The sequence below is a fragment of the Streptomyces sp. NPDC052236 genome (assembly GCF_044548015.1).
Classification (GTDB): domain Bacteria; phylum Actinomycetota; class Actinomycetes; order Streptomycetales; family Streptomycetaceae; genus Streptomyces.
In genome coordinates this window covers 1-15175 of record NZ_JBIUBL010000059.1, presented here as the reverse complement: position 1 = coordinate 15175, position 15175 = coordinate 1, and the positions used below count along the sequence as shown (strand labels likewise).

At 70.1% G+C, this 15175-nt stretch carries 11 protein-coding genes; 10 read left to right on the top strand and 1 reads right to left on the bottom strand.

The genetic code is table 11. The annotated features are described in order from the left end of the window. Positions 1-344: 344 nt before the first annotated feature. From ACIHCQ_RS43755 to ACIHCQ_RS43710, 10 genes are all read left to right on the top strand, one after another. On the top strand, positions 345-4055 hold the full coding sequence (locus ACIHCQ_RS43755) for a ThuA domain-containing protein (RefSeq protein WP_399674799.1): 3711 nt from the start codon (positions 345-347) through the stop codon (positions 4053-4055). A 59-nt stretch (positions 4056-4114) separates the two neighbouring features. Further along, positions 4115-5266 carry an inositol-3-phosphate synthase gene (locus tag ACIHCQ_RS43750; RefSeq protein WP_399674801.1) on the top strand — a complete coding sequence of 384 codons (1152 nt, stop codon included), beginning with the start codon at positions 4115-4117 and terminating at the stop codon, positions 5264-5266. Continuing rightward, positions 5263-6765 carry a UbiA family prenyltransferase gene (locus tag ACIHCQ_RS43745; protein ID WP_399674797.1) on the top strand — a complete coding sequence of 501 codons (1503 nt, stop codon included), beginning with the start codon at positions 5263-5265 and terminating at the stop codon, positions 6763-6765. Before ACIHCQ_RS43750 ends, ACIHCQ_RS43745 begins: the two co-directional genes overlap by 4 nt. Beyond that, positions 6762-7676, top strand: coding sequence for a sugar phosphate isomerase/epimerase family protein (locus tag ACIHCQ_RS43740; RefSeq protein ID WP_399674795.1), 915 nt, complete (start codon positions 6762-6764; stop codon positions 7674-7676). The genes ACIHCQ_RS43745 and ACIHCQ_RS43740 overlap by 4 nt, the downstream gene beginning before the upstream one ends. Next, entirely contained in the window at positions 7670-8320 is a 651-nt protein-coding gene (locus ACIHCQ_RS43735) for an EboA domain-containing protein (protein ID WP_399674793.1), read from the top strand. The genes ACIHCQ_RS43740 and ACIHCQ_RS43735 overlap by 7 nt, the downstream gene beginning before the upstream one ends. After that, entirely contained in the window at positions 8320-9168 is an 849-nt protein-coding gene (locus ACIHCQ_RS43730; RefSeq protein ID WP_399674791.1) for a TatD family hydrolase, read from the top strand. The genes ACIHCQ_RS43735 and ACIHCQ_RS43730 overlap by 1 nt, the downstream gene beginning before the upstream one ends. Before the next feature lie 12 nt (positions 9169-9180). Beyond that, positions 9181-10350 (top strand): metabolite traffic protein EboE, encoded by a 1170-nt coding sequence (gene eboE / locus ACIHCQ_RS43725; protein ID WP_399674789.1) that lies wholly within the window; start codon positions 9181-9183, stop codon positions 10348-10350. Further along, entirely contained in the window at positions 10347-11750 is a 1404-nt protein-coding gene (locus tag ACIHCQ_RS43720) for a nucleotide pyrophosphatase/phosphodiesterase family protein (protein ID WP_399674787.1), read from the top strand. The genes eboE and ACIHCQ_RS43720 overlap by 4 nt, the downstream gene beginning before the upstream one ends. A 43-nt stretch (positions 11751-11793) precedes the next feature. After that, positions 11794-12822: a sugar phosphate isomerase/epimerase family protein gene (locus ACIHCQ_RS43715; protein ID WP_399674786.1), complete on the top strand. Its 1029-nt coding sequence runs from the start codon at positions 11794-11796 to the stop codon at positions 12820-12822. A 139-nt stretch (positions 12823-12961) separates the two neighbouring features. Further along, positions 12962-13594 (top strand): HAD family acid phosphatase, encoded by a 633-nt coding sequence (locus ACIHCQ_RS43710; RefSeq protein ID WP_399674784.1) that lies wholly within the window; start codon positions 12962-12964, stop codon positions 13592-13594. A 93-nt stretch (positions 13595-13687) separates the two neighbouring features. On the opposite strand, the gene ACIHCQ_RS43705 is transcribed toward ACIHCQ_RS43710, so the two are convergent. After that, positions 13688-15076 (bottom strand): OFA family MFS transporter, encoded by a 1389-nt coding sequence (locus ACIHCQ_RS43705; protein ID WP_399674782.1) that lies wholly within the window; start codon positions 15074-15076, stop codon positions 13688-13690. Positions 15077-15175: the final 99 nt, after the last annotated feature.

The window sequence follows — 15175 nt, the reverse complement described above, 5'->3', positions numbered from 1 at the left end:
GTGATGCGAGGTCAGGGCCCGGCGGTGAGGTGCCGCCGGGCCGGTCCGGCCTGCCCTGAAGCGTCTTTGTCCTGCGCGGGTGAAAAGTTGACTTCCCTGCTGCACAAGGGCTTTCCGTCCTGGATGAACCCGGCTAACGTCCCACCAGGCGTACATGACAAACAGGTAACAGGTGGTCCCGGTGTGACGGCGCACTCCGGTCTCCCGCCATTCCGACTGGGGGTCCCCCGGCGAAGTCCAGGGGGAGTTCCTTTCCATGGCTGTCGCCCGGCGCGCGGTGCAGTACGAGCACCGCCCCCGAGAGCGCACCCGCCCGTTCGACCGGCCACTTCCGGAGGACATTCGTGCACAGGAAACGGCTCAGAGCCCGCAAAGCACTCGCACTCCTCACCGGCGGCCTTCTCGCCGCCACCTCGCTCGCTTTCACCGCGCCGCAGTTCGCGGCCGCTGCCGAGAAGCCGGCGTCGGCGCAACCCGCGGCGGCAGCTGAGGACTTCCAGCAAGTCACCCTCGCCAAGGGCGGTGCGGAGACCGGCGAGCCCATGTCGCTGGCCGTGCTGCCGAACCGCAGCGTTCTGCACACCTCCCGCAACGGCGAGCTGCGGATGACCGACCACGCGGGCAACACCCGCGTGGTGGGCACCATCCCCGTCTACTCGCACGACGAGGAAGGTCTCCAGGGCGTCGCCCTCGACCCCGGCTTCAGCCAGAACCGCTTCATCTACCTCTACTACGCGCCGCCGCTGAACACCCCTGCGGGCGACGCCCCGGCCGACGGCACCGCCGCGGACTTCGCGAAGTACGACGGCGTCAACCGCCTCTCGCGCTTTGTCCTCAAGGCGGACGGCACTCTCGACAACGCCAGCGAGAAGAAGGTCCTCGACGTCGCGGCGACCCGCGGCATCTGCTGCCACGTCGGCGGCGACATCGACTTCGACGCCCAGGGCAATCTGTACCTGTCGACCGGTGACGACTCCAACCCCTTCGTCTCCGATGGGTACACGCCCATCGACGAACGGCCGGGCCGCAACCCCGCGTTCGACGCCCGCCGCACCTCCGGCAACACCAACGACCTGCGCGGCAAGATCCTGCGGATCAAGGTCAACGCCGACGCGACGTACTCCATCCCCGACGGGAACCTCTTCGCGCCCGGCACCGACAAGACCAGGCCCGAGATCTACGCCATGGGCTTCCGCAACCCCTTCCGGTTCAGCGTCGACAAGAAGACCGGCGTCCTCTACGTCGGTGAATACGGTCCCGACGCGGGCGCCGCGGACCCGCAGCGCGGCCCGGCCGGACAGGTTGAGTTCGCCCGCGTGACCAGGCCGGGCAACTTCGGCTGGCCGTTCTGCACGGGAGACAACGACCCGTACGTCGACTACGACTTCGCGACCAAGACGTCCGGCGCCACCTTTGACTGTGCCAACCTGAAGAACGAGTCCCCGCACAACACCGGCCTGGTGGACCTGCCGCCCGCGCAGCCCGCCTGGATCCCGTACGACGACGGTTCCCTGCCCGAGTTCGGCAGCGGCTCCGAGTCCCCGATGGGCGGACCCGTCTACCGCTACGACGCGGCCTCGACCTCCCCGGTGAAGTTCCCGGAGGCGTACGACGGCGACTTCTTCGCCGGTGAGTTCGGCCGGCGCTGGATCAAGCGGATCGAGCAGGGCGAGGACGGGACAGTCCAGTCCATCAACTCCATCCCGTGGACCGGCACCCAGATCATGGACATGACCTTCGGCCCGGACGGCGCGCTGTACGTACTCGACTACGGCACCGCCTGGTTCGGCGGCGACGAGAACACCGGGCTCTACCGGATCGAGAACGCCACCGGCGGACGTTCCCCGGTCGCCGAGGCCACGTCCAACAAGACCTCCGGCAAGGCACCGCTGCGGGTCGCCTTCTCCTCCGCGGGCACCACGGACGGCGACGGCGACGCCCTCACCTACGCCTGGGACTTCGGCGACGGCGGTACGTCCACCGCGGCCAACCCCACGTACACGTACAAGAAGAACGGCACTTACACGGCGACCGTCACCGCCAAGGACCCCAGCGGACGTACCGGTTCCGCCAGCGTCCATGTGGTCGTCGGCAACACCGCGCCCAAGGTGACCCTTGAACTCCCGGGGGAGGGCGCGCTGTTCAGCTTCGGCGACGAGATCCCCTTCAAGGTGAAGGTCACCGATCCCGAGGACGGCGCCGCCGGGCCGATCGACTGCGCCAAGGTGAAGGTGACGTTCATCCTCGGCCATGACAGCCATGGCCACCCCGTCACCTCCGCCAAGGGCTGCTCCGGCACCATCAAGACCTCCGCCGACGGCGGCCACGACCCCAACGCCAATATCTTCGGGGTCTTCGACGCCGAGTACACGGACGGCGGGGGCGGCGGCCAGGCGGCGCTGACCACGCACGACCAGGCGCAGCTGCAGCCCCGTCACCGGCAGGCCGAGCACTACAGCGACTCCTCCGGCGTGAAGATCTACGACAAGGCCACCGCCAACGGCGGCAAGACCGTCGGCGACATCCACAACAACGACTGGATCTCCTTCACCCCCTACAACCTCACCGGCTCGACCAAGCTGACCACCCGGATCTCCTCCGGCGGAGCCGGCGGCTTCCTGGAGGTGCGCACCGGATCGGCCACCGGCAAGATCCTCGGCTCCGCGCCGGTGCCCGTCACCGGCGGCTGGGAGACCTTCCAGGACATCGACGTACCCCTGCGGTCCGTACCGAAGAAGACCACCGAACTGTTCCTGGTCTTCAAGGGCGGCGACGGATTCCTCTACGACGTCGACGACTTCGAGCTCTCCAACAGCGCGCCCGACCGGACCGCCAAGCGGGTCCTGGTCTTCTCCAAGACCGCGGGCTTCCGCCACGACTCCATCCCGGAGGGCATCGCCGCGCTCAAGGAGCTCGGCAAGGGCGGCAACATCACGGTCGACTCCACCGAGACAGCCGCCCAGTTCACCACCAGCAACCTCGCCCGGTACGACGCGGTGGTGTTCCTGTCCACCACAGGTGACGTACTGAACGCCGAGCAGCAGCAGGCGTTCGAGAACTACGTCTCCACGGGCGGCGGCTACATGGGCGTGCACGCCGCCGCCGACACCGAGTACGACTGGAAGTTCTACGGCGGGCTCGTCGGCGCGTACTTCTCCGGCCACCCGCAGATCCAGCCCGCCACGGTGCGGGTCGAGGACCACACCCACCCGGCCACCGCGCATCTGGGCGAGTCCTTGGAGCGCACGGACGAGTGGTACAACTACCGCACCAACCCGCGTAGCCAGGCAAGGGTGCTGGCCACCCTGGACGAGACCAGCTACGAGGGCGGCACCATGAAGGGCGACCACCCGATCGCCTGGTGCCAGACGTACGAGGGAGGCCGGGCCTTCTACACCGGCGGTGGCCACACCAAGGAGTCGTACGCCGAGCCGGCCTTCCGCACCCACCTCCTGGGCGGATTGAGGTACGCCTCAGGCCAGGTCAAGGCCGACTGCAAACCGAAGACAGGCTACCGGCCGGTCTTCAACGGCAAGACGCTCGATGGCTGGAAGCAGGCCGGCCCCGGAAAGTTCAACGTGGTTGACGGCGAACTGCGCTCCGAGGGCGGCATGGGCATGCTGTGGTACCAGGCCAAGCAGCTGTCGGCGTACTCGCTGAAGCTCGACTGGAAGACGGCGGGCGACGACAACTCCGGTGTCTTCGTGGGCTTCCCCTCCTCCGATGACCCCTGGTCGGCGGTGAACAACGGCTACGAGATCCAGATCGACGCCTCCGATGCCGTTGATCGAACAACCGGCGCGGTCTACGGTTTCAAATCGGCCGACGTCAGGGCCCGTGACCGCGTCCTGCGGCCGCCGGGCCAGTGGAACAACTATGAGATACGGGTCCAGGGTGAACGTCTCCAGGTCTTCCTCAATGGCGTGAAGATCAACGACTTCACCAATACGGACCCGGCGCGCAGCCTGAAGGACGGCTACTGCGGCCTCCAGAACCACGGAGCCGACGACAAGGTCTCCTTCCGGGACATTCAGCTCAAGGAGCTGCCCTCTTAGGCGCGCCCGTCATACGGCGGCGGGCGGGGAGACGCCGTACTCCCCGCCCGCCGTCCCTCATCAGATCAAGTGGCAGGGAGCAACCTGTGTACGTCGAGTGCGTTGAGAAAAACACCGGAGTCTGGTTCGTCGGAGCGCGTGGCTCCGTCGCCACCACCGCGGTCGCAGGGTGCGCGGCGGTCGCCGCCGGGCTGCATCCCCCGAACGGCATGGTCACCGAGACCCCGCCGTTCGCCGACTCCGGGCTGCCCGCCCTGGCGTCACTCGTCTTCGGCGGACACGACACAGTGAGCGCTCCGCTGCCCAAGCGGGCCGAGGAGCTGATGGCGGCGGGCGTACTGCCGCACGGGCTCGCGGCGGCCGTACGCGGTGAACTGACCGCCGCGGACGCCGAGATACGTCCGGGTGGCCCGCAGCCCGGCGACACGCGCACCGACGAAGAACTGATCGCGTCGTTCGCCGCGGACCTGTCGGACTTCCGGGAACGGCACGGCCTTGCCCGGGTGGTCGTGATCAACGTCTCCTCCACCGAACCGCAGCCCGCGCCGGACGCGGTACGGCTGCCGCCGAGCTCCCTGTACGCCGCGGCCGCGGTGCGGGCGGGCTGCCCCTACGTCAACTTCACTCCCTCCACCGGGCTGCGCACCGCGGCCCTCACCGCCGCCGCCGAGGCCAGTGGACTTCCTCACGCGGGCCGCGACGGCAAGACAGGTCAGACGCTGCTCCGTTCCGTGCTCGCGCCGATGTTCGTGCAGCGCGCCCTGTCCGTACGGGCGTGGTCGGGCACGAACCTGCTCGGCGGCGGGGACGGGGCGGCGCTGGCCGACCCGGCGGCGGCAGCCGCGAAGAACGCGGGGAAGGAGCGGGTGCTCGCCGACACGCTGGGCACGGTCCCGGAAGGAACCGTCCACATCGACGACGTACCGGCGCTCGGGGACTGGAAGACCGCCTGGGACCACATCGCCTTCGAGGGCTTCCTCGGCTCGCGGATGATCCTCCAGACCATCTGGCAGGGCTGCGACTCGGCGCTCGCGGCCCCTCTGGTCCTGGACCTGGCACGGCTGGCGGCCCGCGCCCACGAGGTGGGCATATCGGGGCCGCTGCCGGAACTCGGCTTCTACTTCAAGGACCCGGACGGGGGCCCGGCGGGGCTCTCGGAACAGTTCACGGCTCTGCTTTCCTTCGCCGACCGGCTGCGGGAGACCAAGTGAGGGCCGGGGCGCGGCCCGGGGTGCGGGCCCGGGTGCGGGCCTGGGCGGAACTGCTGCGTGTTTCGGCGCTCTTCACGGTCCCGGGCGACGCGCTCGCGGGCGCGGCGGCGGCCGGCCGCGCGCCCAACCGCGGCACGGCGTACGCGGTCGGCGCGTCGCTCTGCCTGTACGAGGCGGGCATGGCGCTCAACGACTGGGCGGACCGCGAGGAGGACGCGGTGGACCGCCCGCACCGCCCGATCCCCTCGGGCCGCATCTCCCCGACGTCGGCCCTGCTGGCGGCCGGCGCCCTGACGGCGGCGGGCCTCGCTCTGTCGGCCCGCGCGGGCCGCCCGTCCCTGGCGGTGGCGATGGCCCTGTCGGCGACGGTCTGGTCGTACGACCTCCACTTCAAACACACCCCGGCGGGCCCAACGGCCATGGCCACGGCCCGCGCCCTGGACCTGCTCCTGGGCGCGGTGGCCACGGCGGGCCGACTTCAGGCCGGCCCCCCTGGGGAACCTTCCTGGGGTGGAGTCGTGGCAGCCGCGGACACGCCCCTGCGGGAAGCGGCCGGCGCGGTTTCCGGCGGTGTGCCGAAGGTACGCCGTGACGGCTCGGGCGCGGGTGCGGCTGCCCGAGGGGCGGTACCTGCGCACACCGCAGTCGGCCTGCCCGGGCCCCGAGCTGCGGGCGCGGGAGCACGTGGGGCGCGTGCGGCGCTGGCCGCGCGCACCGCTCGTGCGGCTGGGCAGCGCGCCTGGGGCGCGGTCTCCGGTGATGTGCCGAAGCCACGCAGCGCGAGTGTGCTGTCGGCTCACTCGTCGGGCGCGTCGGCCGGCGCGGGAGCGCCCTGGGGGCCGGTCTTCGGTCGTGTGCCGAAGGCTCCCGGCGGGGGTGTGCGACCGGCACGCTCGTCGGGTGCGCCAGCCGCGCGGGGGCCGGTAACCGGTACCGCTGCGGGCGCGGGAGCGGCCCGAGAGGCGGTACCTGCGCGCGCCGCACGGTCGTCCGGGCTGTTCGCCGCAGGCGGGGACGTGGTCCGCTCGGGGGCCGGAGGTGCTCTGCTCGCCGCCGTGCCCGCTGCCATCGTGCTGGGCGCTCATACCTACGCCGTCACCGCCGTGTCGCGCCACGAGGCGCAGGGCGGCTCCACGGCCGTGCCGCTCGTCGCGCTCGCCGCGACCCTGGGCCTCGGCGTTCTCGTGGCCGGCGAGATGCGGGGGGCCGAGGGATCGCCCGCAGGAGGCAGCTTCCGGCGGTCACCCGGCGCGCCCGCGACGGCGGGCGCCCTGCTGCTTGCCGTCGCCTATGTCCGCACCGTCGCCAAGCCCCTTCTGCACGCCGCCCTCAACCCTTCCCCGCCCCTCACTCAGCGTGCCGTCGGCGGCGGCATCCGGGCCATGATCCCGCTGCAGGCCGCGCTCGCCGCCCGCGCCGGAGCAGGTGTCACCGCCCTCGCGGTCATGGGACTCGTCCCGCTCGCCCGCAAGCTCGCACGGAAGGTGAGCCCGACATGAGCTCCGACATGAGCCCCGACACCGGCCCGGACACCGGACCCGGACGCGGCGCCCGCCTTCGCCTCGGCTACGGGACCAACGGCCTCACCGACCTCCGTCTCGACGACGCACTCGCCCTCCTCGCCGACCTCGGCTATGACGGCGTCGGGCTGACCCTCGACCATATGCACCTCGACCCCCTCGCCCCCGGCCTCTTCGCCCGCACCCGCCAAGTCGCCGCGAGACTCCGCGGGCTCGGCCTCGGCGTCACCGTCGAGACCGGCGCCCGCTATGTCCTGGACTACCGCCGCAAGCACGGCCCGTCCCTCCTCGACCCCGAGCCGGACGCCCGCGCCGCCCGCACCGCGCTGCTCGTGAAATCGGTGCGGGTCGCCGCCGACCTCGGCGCGCACGCCGTGCACTGCTTCAGCGGCATCACCCCCGCGAACACCGCCACCGACATCGCCTGGAAGCGGCTCGAAGAGTCCCTCACCCCCGTCCTCGAAGCCGCGCAGAGCGTCTCCCTGCCTCTCGCCATCGAGCCCGAGCCGGGCCATCTCCTCGCGACCCTCGCCGACTTCCACCACCTCCGCTCCCTCCTCGGCGACCCCGAACCGCTCGGCCTCACCCTCGACATCGGCCACTGCCAGTGCCTGGAACCGGCGTCACCCGCCGACTGCGTCCGCGACGCCGCGCCCTGGCTGCGGCACGTCCAGATCGAGGACATGCGCCGGGGCGTCCATGAACACCTCCCCTTCGGCGACGGCGAGATCGACTTCCCGCCCGTACTCGACGCCCTCGCCGCCACCGGCTACCAGGGCCTCACCGTCGTAGAACTGCCCCGCCACTCCCACGCGGGCCCCGAACTGGCCCGCGCCTCCATCGAGTTCCTCCGCTCACAGGTCCCGCCGAAGGGAGCGCCGGCATGGTGACGCCGACCCGCGACGAACTCGACGCGCGGCTCCCCGACGCGGCCCGCGCCTGGCTGGACGAGGCCCTCGCCGAAGCCGCGCACGCCGCCGCCGACACCGCCGCCGACACCGCCGCCGACACCACCAGGGCCCCGGCCCCCTGGGAGCTCCGGTTCGCCTCCGCAGGCCGCCACTGCGGCCAGGACCACGCCGACTCCGTACGCACCCTCCTCCTCATCGAGTCCCGCGCCGACACCGCCACCCTCAGCCGCCTCTACCACCAGGGCACCGCCGCCGAACGCCGCGCCGTGCTCCCCGCCCTGCACGCCCTCGTTGAGGGCCCGGCCGCGCTTCCCCTTGTCGAGGACGCCCTGCGCACCAACGACACCCGCCTCGTCGCCGCGGCCGTCGGCCCGTACGCCGCCGCGCACCTGGACCCGCATTCCTGGCGGCACGCCGTCCTCAAGTGCCTGTTCACCGGTGTGCCCGTCGACGCGGTCGCCGGCCTGCGCAGCCGCGCCGCGGGCGACAGCGAGCTCGCGCGGATGCTCGCCGACTACGCCGCCGAGCGCACCGCCGCCGGCCGCGATGTGCCCCCCGATCTCCAACGCGTGCTGACCCTGACCGGCGAGCAGCAGTCCGAGAAGGAGGCTGAGGAGTCCTGATGCGTATCTTCGACCCCCACATCCATATGACCTCCCGCACCACCGACGACTACCAGGCGATGTATGCCGCCGGTGTCCGCGCCCTGGTGGAACCGTCCTTCTGGCTCGGCCAGCCCCGCACCTCGCCCGCCTCCTTCTTCGACTACTTCGACGCGCTGCTCGGCTGGGAGCCCTTCCGCGCCGCCCAGTACGGAATCGCCCACCACTGCACGATCGCCCTCAACCCCAAAGAGGCCAACGACCCCCGCTGCACCCCGGTCCTCGACGCCCTGCCCCGCTATCTCGTCAAGGACAACGTCGTCGCCGTCGGCGAGATCGGCTACGACTCCATGACCCCCGCCGAGGACCTCGCACTGGCCGCTCAGCTCCAGCTCGCCGCCGACCACGGCCTGCCCGCGCTCGTCCACACCCCGCACCGCGACAAGCTCGCCGGACTGCACCGCACCGTCGACGCCATCCGCGAATCTGACCTTCCCACGGACCGCGTCCTGCTCGACCACCTCAATGAGACAACCGTAAAGCACGCCACTGACAGCGGCTGCTGGCTCGGTTTCTCCATCTACCCGGACACCAAGATGGACGAGGACCGCATGGTCGCGATCCTGCGGACGTACGGAACCGAGAAGGTCCTCGTCAACTCGGCCGCGGACTGGGGCAGAAGCGACCCGCTCAAGACCCGCAAGGTCGGCGACGCCATGCTCGCCGCGGGCTTCAGCGAGGACGACGTCGACCAGGTGCTGTGGCGAAACCCGGTCGCCTTCTACGGACTGAGCGGGCGTCTCCAGCTCGACATCCCGGAACCGGAGTCCCTGCACGAGGGCAACTCCATCCTCCGCGGCGGGGAATGAGGAGGCCCGCACATGCGCTTCCGCCACCCCGATGGCACCACTGTCCACCTCTCCTACTGCACCAACGTCCACCCCGCGGAGACCCTCGACGGCGTACTCTCCCAACTCCGCGACCACTGCGAACCGGTACGCAGACGCCTCGGCCGTGACCGCCTCGGCATCGGCCTCTGGCTCGCCAAGGACGCCGCCCACGCCCTGATCACCGACCCGGCGGCACTGCGCGGCCTGCGCGCCGAACTCGACCGCCGCGGCCTGGAAGTCGTCACCCTCAACGGCTTCCCCTACGAGGGCTTCGGCGCCGAACACGTCAAGTACCGCGTCTACAAGCCGGACTGGACCGACCCCGAACGCCTCGCCCACACCACCGACCTGGCCCGCCTCCTCGCCGTCCTCCTCCCCGACGACACCACCGAGGGCTCCATCTCCACGCTCCCGCTCGCCTGGCGCACTCCTTTCGACGACACGGCGGCCGAGGCCGGGCGCACCGCCCTGACCACCCTCGCCGCACGTCTCGACGCCCTCGAAGAGCTGACCGGCAAGTCGATACGCATCGGTCTGGAGCCGGAGCCAGGCTGCGCCGTCGAGACGACCGCCGACGCGATCGGACCGCTCACCGCCGTCGGCAACAGCCGCATCGGCGTCTGCATCGACACCTGTCACCTCGCCACCTCCTTCGAAGATCCTCAGACCGCCCTCGCCGCGCTCGCCGCGGCAGGCGTCACCATTCCCAAGGCGCAGCTGTCCGCCGCCCTGCACGCCGAAGAACCCCACCTCCCCGAGGTACGCACCGCACTCGCCGCCTTCGCCGAACCCCGTTTCCTCCACCAGACCCGCACCAGCACGGCCGCGGGCCTGCGCGGCACCGACGACCTCCACGAAGCCCTCGCCGACGAAGCATTGCCCGACGGAACTCCATGGCGCGCCCACTTCCACGTACCCCTGCACGCTCCGCCCGCCCCGCCGCTCACCTCCACCCTTCCCGTGCTGAAGGACACCCTGACCCGGCTCGTCGGCGGACCGGTCCCGCTCACCCGCCACCTCGAGGTCGAGACGTACACCTGGCAGGCCCTGCCGCACGAACTGCGCCCCCGTAACCGCACACAGCTGGCCGACGGCATCGCCGCCGAACTCACGCTCGCCCGCGACCTGCTGGTCGACCTCGGCCTCAAGGAGCTGCCATGACCGACGCCGCGCACCCCACGCCCACCCCCCTGCTCGTCCTCGACGTCGTCGGCCTCACTCCCCAGCTCCTCGACCACATGCCGCACCTCAAGGCCCTCGCCCGCTCGGGCTCCCAGGCGCCCCTGACCACCGTGCTGCCCGCCGTCACCTGCGCGGCCCAGTCCACCTTCCTCACCGGCGCGCCGCCCGCCGAGCACGGCATCGTCGCCAACGGCTGGTACTTCCGCGAGCTCGGCGAGGTCCTGCTGTGGCGCCAGCACAACGGCCTGGTCTCCGGCGACAAGATCTGGGACGCCGCCCGCCGCGTCCACCCCGGCTACACCGTCGCCAATATCTGCTGGTGGTACGCCATGGGCGCCGACACCGACTTCACCGTCACCCCCCGTCCCGTCTACTACGCGGACGGCCGCAAGGAACCCGACTGCTACACCCGGCCCCCGGCCCTGCACGACGAACTCACCGAGAAACTCGGCACCTTCCCCCTCTTCCACTTCTGGGGCCCGGGCGCAGACCTCGTCTCCAGCCAGTGGATCGCCGACGCGACCCGCCACATCATGCGCACCCGCCACCCCGACCTGACCCTGTGCTACCTCCCGCACCTCGACTACGACCTCCAGCGCTACGGCCCCGACGACCCCCGTGCCTACCAGGCAGCCGCCGACCTCGACACCGTCATCGCCCCGCTGCTCGACGACGCGAAAGAGGAAGGCCGCACGGTCGTCGCCCTGTCCGAGTACGCCATCACCCGCGTCAGCCGCCCCGTCGACATCAACCGCGCCCTGCGCCGCGCCGGTCTCCTCGAAGTCCACACCCAGGACGGCATGGAGTACCTCGACCCGATGACGTCACGCGCCTTCGCCGTCGCCGACCACCAGATCGCCCATGTGTACGTACGCCGACCGGAAGACCTGGCGGCGGCACGCGAGGCGCTCAAGGACCTCCCGGGCGTCGAACAGCTCCTGGACGACGAGGGCAAGAAGGCCCACGGCCTTGACCATCCGCGCTCCGGCGAACTGGTCGCCATCGCCGAGTCCGACGCCTGGTTCACGTACTACTACTGGCTCGACGACGCCCGGGCGCCCGACTTCGCCCAGCTGGTCGAGATCCACCGCAAACCCGGCTACGACCCGGTCGAGCTCTTCATGGACCCGCTCGACCCGTACGTACGCCTCAAGGCGGCCAAGGCGATCGCCCGCAAGAAACTGGGCATGCGCTACCGCCTGGCGGTCGTACCCCTGGACCCGTCACCTATTCGCGGCAGCCATGGCCGCCTCCCCACGAGTGACGACGAGTGTGAAAACGGACCGCTCATTCTGTGCTCCACCCCCCGCGCTGTGTCCGGCCGCGTCGCGGCCACCGATGTGAAGTCACTGCTGCTTCAACTCGCTGGTCTCCACTGAAGCAGACGCCACTGACAACGAAGGGTTCCCCCGCATGAGCCGCATGAGCCGCACAAGCAAGACCAACGACCCCGAACTCGCCCACAAGCTCAGCAGACGAGGCATGCTCGGCGTCGCCGCAGGCGCGAGTGCCGCCGCGCTCCTCGGCGCCGCAGCGGCCCCTGCTGCCGCCGCCGACAAGGGCCGTGGCCGCCCCACCCTGCCCCCCGGCCGCCTCGGCATTCAGCTGTACTCCCTGCGCGACAAGGTCTCCACCCTCGGCTTCGCGGCCGTCTTCGCCGAGCTGGAGCGCTACGGCTACGACGAGGTCGAGTACGCCGGCTACACCCAGGGTTCCGCGGGCGCCATCACCCTCGCCCAGCTCAAGCAGGTCACCCGCGACCACGGACTGCGCGCCATAGGCAGCCACGTCGGCTACTACTCCAGCGACCCGAACGCCTACACCTTCGCGCAGAACCTCGACAAGGTCCTGGACGACGCCCAGGCGCTCGGACTCAAGCACATCGGCACCGCCTCCGGGCCCTTCCGCTACGGCACCACGGTCGACGCCTGGAAGCGGGCGGCCGAGGAGTTCAACATCTACGGGGCAGCCGCCAGGAAGCGCGGCATGAAGTTCTACCAGCACAACCACGCCGAAGAGTTCTCCTTCGCCACCGACCGGCCGAACGTCCGGCTCTACGACGTCCTGCTCGCCGAGACCGACCCCGACCTGGTCTTCCTGGAGATGGACATCTACTGGGCGTACGCGGGCCAGTTCCGCTTCTCCAAGCGCGTCGACGGCACCGCGGCCCCCTTCGACCCGCTGCGGTACGTCCTCAAGCAGCCGCACCGCTACCCGCTCTTCCACGTCAAGGACGGCGAGCAGGACGTGGCCGCCCGCGACGGCTACCGCATGGTGGACGTCGGGGACGGCGACATCGACTACCAGCGCTTCATCTCGGCGGTGAACAAGACCCACGGCGGCTACCGCGACCACCACTGGCAGGCCGAACACGACAACCCCGTCGAGTCGTTCGCCTTCGCCCGCAAGTCCAGCGCCCATCTCCACTCGCTGCGGGAGAAGAACTGCTGAACCGTAACCACTCAGCTACCTACCGACCGGTAGTGGGAATGTTGCCTTCCGGTCATCATGGGGTGTGAACATGCCAAGGCCCTCCGTCCTCCGGGACGGAGGGCCTTCCCCGAGCTGTTCCAAGTCGAAGGAGCCCCCCATGCACCGCACACGGAGCACATGGAGAACCCGGACGGCGGCCACCCTTACCGCGCTGGTCTTCACCCTGGCCGTCCCCGTGGCATCCGCCACGGAAGCGACCGACTCGCAGGTGGCAGTCACCGCCCAGGCTGAGGACGTCGACTACGCGACCTGGCAGCGCGATGTGGCGGCCGTCGTCTCCGTCGCCCGCCCGTACATCGAGCAGCGCATCGCAGGCGGTTCCGGCCAGAAGCAGGCCATCGTCCTGGACATCGACAACACCTCTCTGGAGACGGACTTCCACGGCTTCTGGGTCTACCCGACCCCGGCGATCAAGCCCGTCCTCGATCTGGCCCGGTACGCGGACTCCCGCGGCGTGGACATCTTCTTCGTCACCGCCCGTCCGGGCATCATCTACTCGCTCACCGAGTACAACCTCAAAAAGGCCGGGTATCCGATCTCGGGTCTGTACGTGCGCGATCTGCCCGACCTCTTCGCCGAGGTGAGCGCCTACAAGACCGCCAAGCGCGCCGAGATCGAGGCGAAGGGCTACACCGTCATCGCCAACATCGGCAACAACACCACCGACCTGGTGGGCGGTCACGCCGAGCGGACCTTCAAGCTCCCCGACTACGACGGCCAGTTGTCCTGACCGCACATACGGCGGGTGGCCGTGGCGGCCGATTCCCCCGGCAGCCACGGCCACTCACTCACTCACCCACCCACCCGTCACACGTCCGACCCGTCACCCCATGTCGCGGCTGATCGGCCGCGGATTGGGTTCGATACGCCCTGCCCGCGGTCGCCCCGGCGGATGCAGGAAGAGCGCGATAAAGCCCGCGAGCAGCGAGATCGACCCCGCGAGCACGAACGCGCCGCCATACCCCCACGCGCCCACCACCACAGCGCCCATACCGGAACCCAGCAACCCCGACACCAGCTTCGAGCTATACACCAGGCCGTAGTTGGAGGCGTTGTTGTTCTCGCCGAAGTAGTCCGCCGTCATCGCCGCGAACATCGGGAAGATCGCGCCGCCGCCGAACCCGGAGATGCTGGAGAACAGCAGGAACAGCGGCAGATTGCCGATATTGCCCGCCAGCAGGATCCCGTACTGCGAAAGCCCCAGCACGATGCAGACGAAGATCAGGCACCGCTTACGGCCGTACCGGTCGGACAGCCAGCCGATCACACCACGCCCCGTGCCGTTCACGATCGCCTTCAGTGACATCGCCGTCGCGACGATCCCGCCCGCGAAACCCGACTCGTCACCGAACGGCACCTGGAAGGCGATACCGAAGATGTTCACGCCGGACGTGCACAGCAGACAGAACCACATCAGACTCACGCGACCTGTCTGCCACGCCTCCCTGGGCGTGTACTGCTTCACCGCCGGCGGGTTCTTCTCCAGCGCCCGCCGCGCCCTCGGGTCGTCCGGCTTACGCAGCGGGTCGACCGCCGCGGGCCACCAGTTCTTCGGCGGATCCTGGAAGAAGTAACCGGCCGTGGCCACCACAGCGGCCAGGAAGACACCGACAGCCACCAGCACGACCCGGAAGTTCGTCCCGTCCATGTAGCCGGTGAATATGAAGACGAACGGCACCGAACCGTAGGCGAAACCGCCGTTGACGAAGCCGGTCTTGCCGCCCTTGCGCTCCGGGTACCACTTGCCGACCATGTTCACGCAGGTCGCGTAGACCATGCCCGCGCCCATGCCGCTGAACATGCCGAACCCGACGTACGCCACGATCACATGCGGCGCGAACGCCAGCGACACATAGCCGAGCAGTGTGCCCACCGCGCCCAGCATCATCGCCCAGCGGGCCGGGAGCCGGCCGCTCTCCCGCAGTTTGCCTGCCGGGAAGGCCACCGCGGCCTGGAAGAACACCCACACACCCAGCATCCAGAAGATGTGCTGATCGCCCCACCCGTGTGCCGTGTGCAGGGTGTCCTCGGCGGACGCGAACGCGTACTCCGCCGAGCTGATGCCCATCATGCCCACCCACGGCAGGATGACCATCCACTTGCGCTTACGGCCCATGATGTCGATATCGGTCTCGCCGATCCGGTACATGCGCCCGTTGGCGTCCGTCACCTCCCTGAAGGGGACGGAAGTGGAGATGTCTGTAGTCGCCATGTCGATCGAACCCCTTGCGTCGAAGAAGTCAGGCCAGCGCCCCCTGTCCGTTCTCTCCGTGCGGGGGCCCGAGACGAGCGGTGTCCCGGGCCCCGTGGG